Annotated in this window: 12 protein-coding genes; 7 read left to right on the top strand and 5 right to left on the bottom strand. The window is 56.2% G+C overall.

Translation table 11 applies throughout. The annotated features are described in order from the left end of the window. Positions 1-28 precede the first annotated feature (28 nt). From gpt to crl, 3 genes are all read left to right on the top strand, one after another. On the top strand, positions 29-487 hold the full coding sequence (gpt, locus tag ACXKZG_RS17880; RefSeq protein WP_013200916.1) for a xanthine phosphoribosyltransferase: 459 nt from the start codon (positions 29-31) through the stop codon (positions 485-487). A 114-nt stretch (positions 488-601) separates the two neighbouring features. Further along, positions 602-1852 (top strand): esterase FrsA, encoded by a 1251-nt coding sequence (gene frsA / locus ACXKZG_RS17875; protein ID WP_013200917.1) that lies wholly within the window; start codon positions 602-604, stop codon positions 1850-1852. Positions 1853-1962: 110 nt separating this feature from the next. Continuing rightward, complete coding sequence (gene crl / locus ACXKZG_RS17870) at positions 1963-2364, top strand: sigma factor-binding protein Crl (protein ID WP_013200918.1); 402 nt, start codon at positions 1963-1965, stop codon at positions 2362-2364. A 122-nt stretch (positions 2365-2486) separates the two neighbouring features. Here crl and ompC read toward each other — a convergent pair whose 3' ends face one another. Further along, complete coding sequence (gene ompC / locus ACXKZG_RS17865; protein WP_488875226.1) at positions 2487-3602, bottom strand: porin OmpC; 1116 nt, start codon at positions 3600-3602, stop codon at positions 2487-2489. A gap of 245 nt (positions 3603-3847) precedes the next feature. Here ompC and proB point away from each other — a divergent pair, with 245 nt between their 5' ends. The 3 genes from proB to ACXKZG_RS17850 all read left to right on the top strand — a co-directional run bounded on the left by proB (position 3848) and on the right by ACXKZG_RS17850 (position 6966). Continuing rightward, positions 3848-4951, top strand: a complete 1104-nt coding sequence (gene proB / locus ACXKZG_RS17860) for a glutamate 5-kinase (RefSeq protein ID WP_053141697.1) — start codon at positions 3848-3850, stop codon at positions 4949-4951. A gap of 10 nt (positions 4952-4961) precedes the next feature. Further along, on the top strand, positions 4962-6215 hold the full coding sequence (gene proA, locus ACXKZG_RS17855; protein WP_488875225.1) for a glutamate-5-semialdehyde dehydrogenase: 1254 nt from the start codon (positions 4962-4964) through the stop codon (positions 6213-6215). A gap of 121 nt (positions 6216-6336) precedes the next feature. Beyond that, positions 6337-6966, top strand: a complete 630-nt coding sequence (locus tag ACXKZG_RS17850) for a LysE family translocator (RefSeq protein WP_013200922.1) — start codon at positions 6337-6339, stop codon at positions 6964-6966. Between the two features lie 36 nt (positions 6967-7002). Here ACXKZG_RS17850 and ACXKZG_RS17845 read toward each other — a convergent pair whose 3' ends face one another. Beyond that, positions 7003-7503, bottom strand: a complete 501-nt coding sequence (locus ACXKZG_RS17845; protein ID WP_471721152.1) for a MarR family winged helix-turn-helix transcriptional regulator — start codon at positions 7501-7503, stop codon at positions 7003-7005. A 145-nt stretch (positions 7504-7648) separates the two neighbouring features. Between ACXKZG_RS17845 and ACXKZG_RS17840 the strand changes: the two genes are divergently transcribed. Beyond that, complete coding sequence (locus tag ACXKZG_RS17840; protein WP_488875224.1) at positions 7649-8794, top strand: MFS transporter; 1146 nt, start codon at positions 7649-7651, stop codon at positions 8792-8794. Positions 8795-8842: 48 nt separating this feature from the next. Here the strand turns inward: ACXKZG_RS17840 and araC are convergent, their stop codons facing one another. From araC to ACXKZG_RS17825, 3 genes are all read right to left on the bottom strand, one after another. Beyond that, positions 8843-9700 carry an arabinose operon transcriptional regulator AraC gene (araC, locus tag ACXKZG_RS17835; protein WP_013200925.1) on the bottom strand — a complete coding sequence of 286 codons (858 nt, stop codon included), beginning with the start codon at positions 9698-9700 and terminating at the stop codon, positions 8843-8845. Between the two features lie 115 nt (positions 9701-9815). Further along, on the bottom strand, positions 9816-11216 hold the full coding sequence (locus ACXKZG_RS17830) for an MFS transporter (protein ID WP_488875223.1): 1401 nt from the start codon (positions 11214-11216) through the stop codon (positions 9816-9818). Continuing rightward, positions 11213-13252, bottom strand: a complete 2040-nt coding sequence (locus ACXKZG_RS17825; RefSeq protein WP_488875222.1) for a beta-galactosidase — start codon at positions 13250-13252, stop codon at positions 11213-11215. The genes ACXKZG_RS17830 and ACXKZG_RS17825 overlap by 4 nt, the downstream gene beginning before the upstream one ends. Between the last annotated feature and the right edge of the window lie 222 nt (positions 13253-13474).

Here is a 13474-nt window from a genome sequence, read left to right as displayed (position 1 = left end):
AGCCAACACCATTGGTCGGGACTCCTTTATGAGTGAAAAATACGTCGTCACCTGGGACATGCTGCAAATTCATGCCCGTAAACTGGCCCAGCGCCTGCTTCCTGTTGAACAGTGGAAAGGCATTATCGCGGTCAGCCGCGGTGGTCTGGTTCCCGCCTCTTTGCTGGCTCGTGAGCTGTGCATCCGCTACGTCGATACCGTGTGCATCTCCAGCTACGATCACGACAACCAGCGCGAAATGACCGTGCTGAAGCGTGCAGAAGGCGATGGTGAAGGCTTTATCGTCATTGACGATCTGGTAGATACTGGCGGCACCGCTCAGGCCATCCGTGATATGTATCCAAAAGCGCACTTCGTCACCATTTTCGCTAAGCCAGCCGGTCGCCCGCTGGTGGACGACTATGTGGTCGATATCCCGCAGAACACCTGGATTGAGCAGCCGTGGGACATGGGCGTGGTCTATCTGCCGCCAATTGTTAAAGGCTGATTGACGCACGTCAAAGCAACGCCCGGTTATGCCGGGCGTTGTCGTTTTTACGAGCGTCAGGGCTGAGGCTGGGATAGACTCATCCCATGCCCCGTGCTGGAGGATCGTTACGTCATGTCACCTAAAAATCTGAGCGAAGAGCTGTTCAAACCTCGCTTCAAGCATCCTGAAACGTCATCGTTAGTTCGCCGTCTCCATCACCATAAACCGCTGCCCATCCACTCCGCGTTGGAAGGGGATAGTAATGCCGGTTGGTATCGGATGATCAACCGCCTGCTGTGGACGTGGCGCGGCATCACCCCGCAGGAAATCAGCGAAGTGCTGGCCCGCATCGCCGTCAGCCGCGTTGAACATACCGACGACCAGCTGCTGGATACCGTGGTCGGTTATCGGGGCGGGAACTGGATTTATGAGTGGTCGAAACAGGCGGCGCTGTGGCAGAAGAAAGCCGGTGAGGCTGAAACCGATGCGGAGGCCGGTCAGTGCTGGCTGCATGCCGCCAATCTGTATGGCATTGCCGGTTATCCGCATCTGAAAGGCGATGAGCTGGCCGAGCAGGCGCAGGTACTGGCGAACCGCGCGTATGAAGAAGCTACGCCGCGCCTGTCCGGTGAACTGAAGGAGCTGGAATTTGCCATTCCCGGCGGCAGCCCGATCTTTGGCTTCCTGCATATGCCGCCGGGCGTCAGCGCGCCTTATCCTACCGTGCTGCTGTGCGGCAGCCTCGACTCGCTGCAAACCGACCATTATCGCCTGTTCCACGACTACCTGGCGCCGCGCGGCATCGCCATGCTGACCATCGATATGCCGTCGGTAGGCTTCTCGGCCAAATGGAAGCTGACGCAGGATGCCAGCTTCCTGCATCAGCATGTTCTGCGTCAGCTGGAGAACGTGCCCTGGGTCGATCATCAGCGCGTCGGCGCGTTTGGCTACCGCTTTGGTGCGAACGTTGCCGTCAGGCTGGCCTATCTGGAAGCGCCGCGCCTGCGGGCCGTGGCCTGCCTGGGGCCGGTGGTGCACAGCCTGCTGTGCGATCAGGCGAAGCAGGACAGCGTTCCCGAGATGTATATGGATGTGCTGGCCAGCCGGTTGGGGATGGCCACCGCGTCTGACTCTGCGCTGCGCGTCGAGCTTAATCGCTATTCGCTGAAGATGCAGGGCTTGCTGGGACGTCGATGCCCAACGCCGATGCTGTCCGGCTACTGGCCAAACGACCCGTTCAGCCCGGAAGAGGAGTCCCGGCTTATCGTCAACTCGTCCGCTGACGGGAAGTTGATGCCGATCCCGCTCTCGCCTGCAATGCTCAACTTTGATAAAGCATTACGTGATATTGTCGACTGGTTAGCGAAACGGCTGACGCGATGAGTTGCTAAAATTCAATCCTTTGCTATAACCTTTAAGCCTTAAACCGCTGTGTTGCCGCGTTTAAGCGCCATAGAGGATTAATTAACAGGCTCAACGATGGAGGTTTACTGATGACGTTACCGAGTGGGCATCCCAAAAGCCGCTTAATGAAGCGCTTTGGATCGCTGGGGCCTTATATTCGCGAAGCGAAATGTGAAGACGACCGTTTTTTCTTTGACTGCCTGGCGGTCTGCGTCAATGTGAAACCCTCACCTGAGCTGCGTGAGTTCTGGGGCTGGTGGATGGAGCTGGAAGCGCAAAGCGATCACTTCACCTACGAGTACCACTTCGGTCTGTTCGATAAAGAAGGCAACTGGAAGCCGTCGACCGTGAAAGGGAAAGAGAATAACGAACGGCTGGAAGAGACCTTACGCAATTTCCACGTGCGGCTGAAAGCGCTGCTGGAAGAGATGGAGCTGGGGCTGAAACCCGCTGCAGACTTTGCGGATGCGCCGGTCAAACTGACCGCCTGATCCCGGCGTAAGTCATAACCTGAGCATTAAAAAAGGCTGGCAATTGCCAGCCTTTGTTTTAGACACATAACGAGGGTGGAACAACCGTAGCAGTGGCGTGTTACGGGGAATAAAAAAACGGATTAGAACTGGTACGTCAGGCCAACAGCAACCACGTCGTCGTTGTTCAGACCAAGTTTGTTGTCGTCGTCCAGCTGGTTGAGTTTGTAATCAACGTAGGTGTTCATGTTCTTGTTAAAGTAGTACGTCGCGCCCACGTCGATGTATTTCACCAGGTCAACATCACCCAGTCCTTCGATGTCTTTGCCTTTGGTCTGCACGTAGCCCACGGATGGACGCAGGCCGTTATCGAACTGGTACTGTGCCACCAATTCAATGTTCTGTGCTTTGTTGGCTGCACCCGCGACCGCGGTGGTGGCACCGTTGATCACGGCCGTGCCGCTGATTGGCGTCATGTTGCGGGTTTCGGTGTAGATGGCGGCCAGGTAAACGCTGTTCGCATCATATTTCAGACCGGTGCCCCAGGAATCGGCTTTGTCGCCCTGGCCCCAGACACGCGCTTGCTGTGCGTTGGTGCGGTCTGAAGAGGTATAAGCACCGCTCAGGCTCACGCCGCTGTCGCCCAGCGCATATACCGCCGACAGACCGTAGCCGTCGCCATTCTGCTTGCTGACGTCAGTACGCGAGTTAGAAGAACCCGCATCGTTCTTGCCCTGATACTGTAAGGCGAACTTCAGGCCATCAACCAGACCGAAGAAGTTTGAGTTGCGGTAGGTCGCCACGCCGGTGGTACGCTGGGTCATATAGTTATCACCACGCGCCGTACCGTCACCGCCGAATTCCGGGAACATATCCGTCCAGGCTTCCACGTCATACAGCACGCCGTAGTTACGGCCATAATCGATTGAGCCGTAGTCGCCAAATTTCAGACCGGCAAAGCCCAGACGGGTTTTGTTACCGGTGTTGGCATCGCTGCCTTCAGAGTTGTTGGTGTTGAACTGATATTCCCACTGGCCGTAACCGCTCATCAGATCGTTGATTTGGGTCTGACCTTTGAAGCCCATACGCATGTATGACTTATCGCCGTTGCTGCCGTCGTTGTCGCTGAAATAGTGCAGGCCTTTGATTTTACCGTACAGATCCAGCTTGTTGCCGTCTTTATTATAGATTTCTGCGGCTTGTGCAGCGGTGGACAGAGCCAGTGCGGCGGTTAAGATTGCCAGTGCGCTTTTCTTCATTTTGCTATCAATCCCGAATGAGTAAGTTTTCAAGTGGCCTTAAGACTTCTCTGAAGGCAGGAACGTTTTACCCTGAGGAGATGAACGTTTTATTACATTTCGACTCATTTCTTGTTATTTGCGAACTTTTGTACTAGCTGATTGTCACGCTAAATTCCGCCTTTTCTCCCGCCGCCTGTTGGCTTCCAGCACCACACCTGTTAAAAAGTCAGTTCACGCTTTTTTTTACGTAACGGCAGGAAATAATGAGCAGCAGCCAGACCCTGGTAGTGAAACTGGGGACCAGCGTATTAACCGGCGGATCGCGTCGGCTGAACCGGGCACATATCGTCGAATTGGTGCGCCAGTGCGCGCAGCAACATGCGGCAGGCCATCGGATTGTGATTGTCACCTCGGGCGCCATGGCGGCCGGACGTGAGCACCTTGGCTACCCGGAACTGCCGCCGACCATCGCCTCAAAGCAGCTGCTCGCTGCGGTGGGGCAGAGCCGGTTGATTCAACTGTGGGAGCAGCTGTTCTCGATTTACGGTATCCATATCGGCCAGATGTTATTAACCCGCGCGGATCTGGAAGATCGTGAACGTTTCCTGAACGCCCGTGACACCCTGCGCGCGTTGCTGGATAACCATATCGTGCCGGTGATTAATGAAAACGACGCGGTGGCCACCGCTGAAATCAAAGTCGGCGACAACGACAATCTGTCGGCGCTGGCGGCGATCCTGGCTGGCGCAGATAAGCTGCTGCTGCTGACCGATCAGCCGGGTTTGTTCACCGCCGATCCGCGCAATAATCCCGAAGCGGAACTGATTGGTGATGTGCATCTGATCGACGATGCGCTGCGGGCATTAGCCGGCGACAGCGTTTCCGGACTGGGCACCGGCGGCATGGCGACCAAGCTGCAGGCGGCCGACGTGGCCTGCCGCGCGGGCATCGACACCATTATTGCCGCCGGCAATCGCGCTGGCGTGATTGGTGACGTGATCGACAGCAAGCCGGTTGGCACGCGTTTCCATGCGTTGGAAACCCCGCTGGAAAACCGTAAACGCTGGATCTTCGGTGCGCCGCCAGCGGGTGAAATTACCGTTGATGACGGTGCGCTTTCCGCCATTCTGGAACGCGGCAGCTCGCTGTTGCCGAAAGGCATCCGCGAGGTCAGCGGCAACTTTTCGCGTGGCGAAGTGATCCGTATTCGCAGCCTGCAAGGGCGCGATGTGGCGCACGGCGTCTGCCGCTACAACAGCGATGCGATGCGGATGATTGCCGGGCACCATTCCCAGCAGATCAGCGACATTCTCGGGTATGAATATGGTCCGGTGGCCGTTCACCGCGACGATATGATCGTCAGTTAAGGAGTAAGACATGCTTGAAGAAATGGGCAAAGCCGCGAAAGCCGCGTCTTACCAGCTGTCGGTGCTGTCCACCGTACAGAAAAATCAGGTCTTGATGACCATTGCCGATCGCCTTGAAGCGCAAAGCGCGGAGATCCTCGCGGCTAACGCGTTGGATCTGGCCGATGCGCGGCAGAACGGCATGAGTGCCGCGCTGATGGATCGCCTGATGCTCAATCCGGCGAGGCTGAAAGGCATTGCCGATGATGTGCGCCAGGTCTGCCGTCTGGCGGATCCGGTGGGCGTGGTGATCGACGGTGGCGTGCTGGACAACGGTCTGCGCATCGAACGCCGCCGTGTGCCGCTGGGTGTGGTGGGGGTGATTTATGAAGCCCGCCCGAACGTCACGGTAGACGTCGCCAGCCTGTGCCTGAAAACCGGCAACGCGGTGATCCTGCGCGGCGGCAAGGAAACCTACCGCACCAACGGCGCAACCGTGCGGGTTATCCAGGGGGCGTTAAAAGAACACGGCCTGCCTGCGGGTGCGGTGCAGGCGATTGAAAGCCCGGATCGTGAGCTGGTCAATCAGCTGCTGAAACTGGATCGCTATGTCGACATGCTGATCCCTCGCGGCGGCGCCGGTCTGCACAAGCTGTGCCGCGAACAGTCGACCATTCCGGTGATCACCGGCGGCATTGGCGTTTGCCATATCTTTGTCGACCAGCAGAGCGAGCTGGAAGCGGCCATGACGGTGATTATCAACGCCAAGAAACAGCGTCCAAGCGCCTGTAACTCGGTGGAAACGCTGCTGGTGCATGCGGCTATCGCCGACAGCTTCCTGCCTGAACTGAGCCGCAGCATGGCGGAAGAGGGCATCACGCTGCATGCCGATCCGCGTTCGCTGCCGCTGCTGCAACAAGGCCCGGCTGAAGTCAGTGCGGTTACTGAAGCGCAGTACCGTGACGAGTGGTTAGCGTTGGATCTGAACGTTAAGCTGGTGGACGATCTTGACCAGGCCATCGCCCATATCCGGGAATATGGCACTCAGCATTCCGACGCGATCCTGACCCGCAGCATTCACAATGCCGATCGCTTTGTAAATGAAGTCGACTCCTCGGCGGTGTACGTCAATGCCAGCACGCGCTTCACCGATGGCGGTCAGTTTGGTCTGGGCGCTGAAGTCGCCGTCAGCACGCAGAAGCTGCATGCCCGTGGCCCGATGGGCCTTGAAGCGCTGACCACCTATAAGTGGGTGGCCTTCGGCAATGACACGGTGCGTGCGTAAGCAAAAGTCCGACGTTGAAGCCTGAATTTATTGGGCAAGCAGAGCCACAGGGAAGTGGCTCTGGTCGTATCCAGGGAGAAGTTGTCGCCTGTTGCTGCTCAACATCGTAAGGACATTCTGCATGGTTACCCTGTCGCAAATTCTTCCCTTCGCTGCCATCGCGCTCGGTCTGGTGCTGACGCCCGGTCCAAATATGATTTACCTGATTTCCCGTTCGCTCTGTCAGGGACGAAAAGCGGGATATATATCGCTGACCGGCGTGGCGCTGGGTTTTATGTTTTATATGGTCTGTGCCGCGCTTGGGATTACCGCGCTGATTATGGCCGTGCCGCTGGCCTACGATGCGCTGCGCATCGCCGGTGCAGCGTATCTGCTGTACATGGCATGGCAGGCTGTCTTCGGCGGCAAATCGCCGTTCCAGGTCCGCGATTTGCCGCCCGACAGTTCGCGTAAGCTGTTCACCATGGGGCTGCTGACCAACCTGCTTAACCCTAAAACCGCGGTGATTTATCTGACTCTGCTGCCGCAGTTTATCCGGCCTGAACAGGGGCACGTACTGGCCCAGTCTCTGACCTTAGGCATTACGCAGATCGTCACCAGTATGCTGGTCAATGGCCTGATTATTTTCGCCGCAGGCACTATCGCTAACTTCCTTGCTCAGCGCCCAACCTGGCAAAAAATCCAGCGCTGGCTGATGGGCATGGTGCTGACCGGACTTGCCCTGCGCATGGTGATGGATGGCAGAAAATAGCGTCGCGGCCGATCGAACTCATCGATCGGCGCCTCGTTAAATCCTCGACGCACTCTCTTCTTCCGCCAGCATCTGGCGCAGCAGATCCTGCAACGCGATCTGCTGGGGCTGACTGAGCCCTTGCAGCATCCTGTCCTGGGTTTGCGTATGCACTACCAGCGCCTGCTCAATCAGCGATAATCCCTTTGGCGTTAAGCCCACCATCATGCTGCGCTTGTCCGCCGGGTCCGGGATCCGCGCAATCAGCCCACTGGCTTCCAGCCGACTCAACCGGTTGGTCATCGCCCCGGACGTCACCAGCAGCGAAGTGAAAAGCTGGGTGGGCGTCAGGCGGAAGGGTTCTCCGGCACGGCGCAGCGTGGCCAGCACATCAAACTCACCTTCACGAAAGCCAAACGGCGCCAGTGCGCTGGCACGGGCTTTACTCAGCTGCTTCATAATCCTCAACATTCTGCCGAACACCGCCATCGACGACGCATCCAGATCCGGCATGGCGTCAGCCCATTGAGCGATAACGAAATCAACATGATCTGGCATCATTTCCCTTAATTCTTTGTGGTTAACATGTTCATTAGTGCGCACCGACTATCGGCAAGGCGATATTTATCTTAACGTTAAGATAAATCAATTCACACTGCCAGCACGCCTCTGCTGCGCAACACCTTATCCGAAGGAGTCGGTTATGAAATCTGCATTCTCAGCCATTACGCTGTTTGCCCTGCTTGTGCTGTTGGTCGGCCTTAATCTGCGGCCACTGATGGCCGCTGTCGGGCCGCTTTTGCCCCTGTTACAACGCCAGGAGCAGCTGACGGGTACCACTATCAGCCTGTTAACGACCCTGCCGGTACTGATGATGGGCATCATCGCGCTGGCCAGCGGCACGGTATTACGCCGAATCGGTTACGCGCGGGGCATCGCAGCCGGCTTAGGGATTATTACATTTGCCTGCGTGTTCAGAGGGTTTTATACGTCCGGCGGGGTGTTAATGGCAACTGCGCTGGCGGGCGGAATGGGCATTGGCCTGGTGCAGGCGGCGATGCCTGCCCTGATCAAACGGCGCTACGCCCGGCATACCGGTACGCTGATGGCGCTGTTTTCAACCGGGATTATGGGCGGCGCGGCGCTGGCGGCGGCAACAGCAGAACCGCTGTCGGTCTCGTTGGGGCTGAATTATGCCCTCGGCCTGGCGGCGTTGCCAGCAGCGCTGGCCTTTATCATCTGGTTCGCCGCCGAAAAGAATCAGCCGCAGGCGGCGACTCAACCGGTTCAGTCAACGTATTCGACCTCGCGCGCCTGGCTGCTGCTGGCTTTTTTTGGCATCGGGACCGGCGCTTACACGCTGGTGCTGGTCTGGCTGCCGCCGTTTTATATTGAGCACGGCTGGAGCGCACGTAACAGCGGCTTTCTGCTCGCCGCGCTGACCTTAACCGAAGTGGTTTCTGGCTTTATCGTCTCGGCGGTGATCCACCGTTTCACCGACAGACGCACGCCTTTACTGCTGGTGTTGCTGATGATTTTGGCCGGGCTGCTCTGTCTGGTGTTCTTCGGAGGAAAGGCCGCGATCCTGTCGACGTTGCTGCTGGGGTTGGGAATTGGCGCACTGTTTCCTCTTTCGCTGATCGTGACCTTTGACCACGCCAAAACGCCGGAAGAAGCAGGTAAACTCCTCTCTTTTGTTCAGGGCGGAGGCTATATCATCGCCGCAACCATGCCATTGATCGCTGGCATGGTGCTGGACAGCACGGCGTCACTGAATACGGCATGGATGTTGATGAGCGGCGGAATTGTGTTGCTGATGATCCTTTCACGCCGTTTTCGGCCAGCGTGACAGGCCGCGCCGTCGCAAGCCATGTTCGGCAGTTTCCCGGCAAAGACCTTATTTCTTACGGAATTCCCTTGGGCTGATTCCCATATGATTTCGAAACAGGCGGGAGAAATAAAGCGGATCGGTGTAGCCGACCGTTAACGCAATATGGGTGATGGCAAAACTGGTTTTGCTTAGCAACAGGCAGGCACGGGCAATACGCTGTTTTTCACGCCAGGCAAAGACAGTTTGACCGGTCTCTTCTTTAAATAAGTGGGCCAGACGCGATGGGGAAAGGCAGGCGCGGCGGGACAGCTGTTCAATGGTGGTTTCTTCAGCCATATGTTCGTTCAGATACTGGCAAAGTGCTTCAATGCGGGGATCGCACTTGTGGCGGTGCAAATTGGGCTGCGCGCGGAAGCACTCCAGAATCACCCGTTCAACGGCATTCATTGCCAGCGCTTCGGATAACGGTTCCTGACTGACGCTCAGCTGGATCACTTCCATAAATCGCGCCTGCATCTGACTGGTGTCTTCTGCGGCGGCAAAGGTCAGGCGGCCGATGCCATCGCGAACATTGTCCCACTGCAGCCAGTCAATCCAGTAGGTTCGTGGAATAAAATAGATCCACAAATGGTCCCAGCACTCGCTGTGTTCGCTGCGACCATAATGATGCGGTACGCCAGCCGGAAAATGCAGCACGTCGCCCGGCTTGCAGATAAAGCTGCCCTGAGACGTATGAATTTTCCCTTCACCTTTAAGGGTGATATTTAATACGTGGCCCTTCATGCCGGCAGCCCGGTTAATATAAAAGTCGAGCTTACTTCCGCGGGATATTGGGGTGAATCCTGCCACCATCCATGCGGTGAAGGTAAAGCGCCTGTAGAGAGGTGAAAAATTCAGCATCTCGGTATCTTCACTATGCGCCATCGCTGCGCTTCCTGCCGACAGAATAAAGAGTTGAGCAGCATAGCGCAGAGAATTAACCCTGCCGCGATGCGGCTCACATCTTCTCAACATTCAGAAAACCTGCGCTCAGCACAGCCTAATTTTGCAGTGAGGTGGCGGATAACCCGGAATCAACCGGCTGCGCAAACTTTCCTTCTGCCAGGTCTGCGGCAACCTGAGGATAAATAGCATCCAGCTTGTAGAAATAGAGCATGACGATATTGGCTACCGCGAGGATCACCGGGAAGAATATAAACAGGAACTGGATCATCTGAATGGCGCTGGCGGGTTGCATGCCGCCTCCGCTGGTGAATCCGGCCAGGCTTAACAACCACCCGACGCTTGCCGTTCCCAACCCCATGCCAACCGTCTGGCCCAGCGTGCCCGCACTGAATAAAATCCCTTCAATACGTAAGCCGGAGACCCATTCGCCGTAATCGATGGTGTCGGCAAGGAAGGCGAACATGGTGGCACCAATGCCGCAGAAGCCAATGCTTCTGACCACCGTCGCCGCAATCACAAAGAAGGCATCCTGACGATCAAACAGCGGCAGAAGATAGCCAATACAGCAGACCAGTAATCCGCTCAGCGCCAGCTTACGTTTGCCCAGTCGTTTAATTAAAAAAGGAATCACCGTCAGCGTCAGTAATCCCGGCAAATATTGCGCCACGCTGACCCACGACATCATCGACAGGTCTTTCAGAATGTATTTGGTGTAATAAACACTGACGGTGCTGAGCGCGGTCAGGCTGGTAAAGGTGATCATTAAATACATAAAGATCATCAGCCAGTATTTATTCGCCCGTATTGCCGGCAGCACTTTTTTAAGCTCAATATTTTCGCGGTTGTCTTGCCGTACTGGCTTAATACGTTCACGGGTGCCCAGTGCGGTAAGAGTAAGAAACAGCGCGGTGAAAAAGCCATAAATGGCGAAGATGGTCATCCACGCACCGCTGCTGTTACCAAACCACGCCACCAATGGCAGCGTAATGACACCGACCGTCAGCGATCCGCAGGTCGACAGGCCTTTGCGGAATACGCTTAACACGCCACGTTCTACGGTATCGCGGGTAATCAACGCCAGCAACGAGCCATAAGCGATGTTATTGGCGGTAAAAAGAATGTTAGCCAGCAAATAGGTTACGCACACCCAGGTGACTTTAACCGCATAGCTGCTGTCCGGTACGCAGGCCAGCAGAAAGGTGGAAAGTCCGAACGGGATGGCGGTCCAGAGAACCCACGGCCGGGCTTTCCCCATCCGGGTTTGCGTCATATCGATACGCACTCCCACCCAGATGCACAGCAGGCCATCGAGCACCCTGGCAAGGAACATTAACGAGCCCACCAGTAATGCTGACACGCCCACCACGTCGGTATAGTAATAGGCGAGAAAGGTCACCATCGTGGTGTAGGTGAGGTTAGTGCCGTAATCGCCGAGACCAAAAGACAGACGCTCTTTCAGCCCAATCGGCTGGGTTGCCACGCCATCACTCTTCATACCGCTTCTCCGCCAGATAAAATGACAAAATCCCAACCGGCTATTTCCAGCGTTTCGCCCGGTTCAACCTGCCGGTTATCTATCAGCGAAGTGGCTTGCCCCAACGGGTTTGGCAGCTGCTGCGGCGTCTGAGAGTAGTTAAAGATAAAGCACAGGGCCTTTTGCGCTTTACTTTGCGCCCGTCGAATTATTAGCGGGAAACTCACCTCCGACAGCAACGCGCTCAATGCCGGCGTGCTGAACAGGGTCGAGAAAACCTGCTCCATTCCGGCGGATGACAGGTTGCAGCCAATATAGGTCGCCGTCCCTTTGCCGAACTGATTGCGGGTGATGGCGGCATATTTTCCCCACTGTGGATGCTGATAGCGGGCCAAAATTTCGGTCTGTGACGACACCGGTTCCAGCAGCTCCATCCAGTCGGTCACCTGACCCGTTTCCTCCGTCAGCGCAAAGGTCTCCGTGGACAGCTGCACCTCATCTGGCTCAACGAACAGCTGATAGGTCACGCCGCAGGCTTCGCTGATAATGCCCGGCTGGATAGCCGTGCGCACCTTCAGATCCTGATTGGCAAAGCCGGATTTAAAGGAGTAAATGACATGGCCGCCTTGCCCGACGAAGGCATTGAGTCGCTGAAGCAGCGCATCGGATGCCGCGTAGAGCAAGGGGACAATCAGCACGTCATAGCGTTCGATACGCGGATCGTCGGCATCAAGAATATCCATCTCGATATTTTGTCGGTACAGGGCATCGTACCAACTGCGGAACAGATCGTTGTACTGGTGATTTTTGTCGCCGCCGAACTGATGTCCGCGCCACGGATGCCAGTCAATGGCGGTCAGCCCACGGTTACTGACCAGCATCGCCACGCGGTTACTTTTGCTTAAGCCGCTCAGTTCGGGCGTTAAGCGCTGCAGCGTTTTGCCAATGTCGCAGGCCTCGTCATACACCGGATTAGGCAGCAAGTCGTGGCTGAGCAGGCCTTTCCAGTAGGTTTCCCACGAATTATGAATCGAATGCCAGTGCCAGTAGCCCACCAGGCTGGCACCGTTGGCGATATGGCTAAACGCCTGCAGACGCAGCTGGCCAGGGTAAGGCGTCCAGTCCTTAAAGGCCTGAGCCTGGGTTTCCAGCACAAAGTAATTCTTATCCTTGGTGGTGCGGGCAATATCCCCGGTGAAGGCAATTTCGGCGCCGGTCAGCCGCGACTGGCCGGGATGATAAACGTCCACGCCGGTGATATCGACGACCTCAGACGCCGCGAAGTGATCGACCTCACTTCGCAAACCAAACGACCAGTTTCGCCAGTCAAAATCGAAGTTATGGGTGACGAAGCGATCGGCCGATTTATATTCGCCGACCAGATCGACCTGCCAGCGCAGAAAATCGATCACCAACTGGCGTTGAAAGGCCTGAAACTCAGCGCCGAGGCTGGCATTAATGGTGCCCTGGACCGACGGGAAATCTTCCCATGCATCCACGCGATTACTCCAGTAATCCAGACCAAACGCCTGATTTAACGCCTGCAGATCGTCGTTGAATTTTTTCCGCAGATATTTAACAAAGGCGATCTGCACCGCCGGGCCACTGGTTTCATAATATTTGGTTTCGTTGTCGACCTGGAAACCGATCACGGCGGGATGGGACGCGGTGGCCGTTAACAGCTTGCGGATAATACGCTCGGAATAATAGCGATAGACTGGACTGGTAATATCCATCTTCTGCCGGGGACCATATTTATTCAGCCCCTGCGGCGTGACGGCCATCACTTCAGGATATTTCTTTGCCAGCCAGCCAGGAATAGCGTAGGTCGGCGTACCGATGATCACGCGAATATCGTTGGCCTGCATCTGGTCGAGCACGGTGATCACCGAAGTGAAATCAAATTCGCCTTCCTGAGGTTCAAAGGTGCTCCAGGTACTTTCGGCAATGCGGACATAGTTGATACCAGCGGCTTTCATCATGGCGATATCTTTTTCCAGCCGCTCCTCTGGCATATATTCGCGGTAATACGCCGTACCAAACCAGATCTTATCCATTTCAGCCTCAATGCAGTCTCTGTAAGTGTGCTGCTAACTTAGCGGAGAACAATCAGCCGAAGCGGTAGCTGACTGTCGTCAACATAAAGAAATCTGCTGCCGTCAGCGCAGTCCGATCTGGATCACAAAACTCGCCGGACCGCTTTGCGCTTTCGCCGGGTGGGGTCGGTAATAAGAAGCCTGCGGGCTGCCCTGCGGGTGAGCAGGGCAGTTACTGGAAGG

It is taken from the genome of Erwinia sp. 2186 (assembly GCF_057812255.1).
This window is presented reverse-complemented; position numbering and strand designations above follow the sequence as displayed.

Bases quoted from the DNA above. Each gene is read 5' to 3' on its own strand.
- gpt (WP_013200916.1), top strand. From the start codon at position 29: ATGAGTGAAAAATACGTCGTCACCTGGGACATGCTGCAAATTCATGCC.
- frsA (WP_013200917.1), top strand. From the start codon at position 602: ATGTCACCTAAAAATCTGAGCGAAGAGCTGTTCAAACCTCGCTTCAAG.
- crl (WP_013200918.1), top strand. From the start codon at position 1,963: ATGACGTTACCGAGTGGGCATCCCAAAAGCCGCTTAATGAAGCGCTTT.
- ompC (WP_488875226.1), bottom strand. From the start codon at position 3,602: ATGAAGAAAAGCGCACTGGCAATCTTAACCGCCGCACTGGCTCTGTCC.
- proB (WP_053141697.1), top strand. From the start codon at position 3,848: ATGAGCAGCAGCCAGACCCTGGTAGTGAAACTGGGGACCAGCGTATTA.
- proA (WP_488875225.1), top strand. From the start codon at position 4,962: ATGCTTGAAGAAATGGGCAAAGCCGCGAAAGCCGCGTCTTACCAGCTG.
- ACXKZG_RS17850 (WP_013200922.1), top strand. From the start codon at position 6,337: ATGGTTACCCTGTCGCAAATTCTTCCCTTCGCTGCCATCGCGCTCGGT.
- ACXKZG_RS17845 (WP_471721152.1), bottom strand. From the start codon at position 7,503: ATGCCAGATCATGTTGATTTCGTTATCGCTCAATGGGCTGACGCCATG.
- ACXKZG_RS17840 (WP_488875224.1), top strand. From the start codon at position 7,649: ATGAAATCTGCATTCTCAGCCATTACGCTGTTTGCCCTGCTTGTGCTG.
- araC (WP_013200925.1), bottom strand. From the start codon at position 9,700: ATGGCGCATAGTGAAGATACCGAGATGCTGAATTTTTCACCTCTCTAC.
- ACXKZG_RS17830 (WP_488875223.1), bottom strand. From the start codon at position 11,216: ATGAAGAGTGATGGCGTGGCAACCCAGCCGATTGGGCTGAAAGAGCGT.
- ACXKZG_RS17825 (WP_488875222.1), bottom strand. From the start codon at position 13,252: ATGGATAAGATCTGGTTTGGTACGGCGTATTACCGCGAATATATGCCA.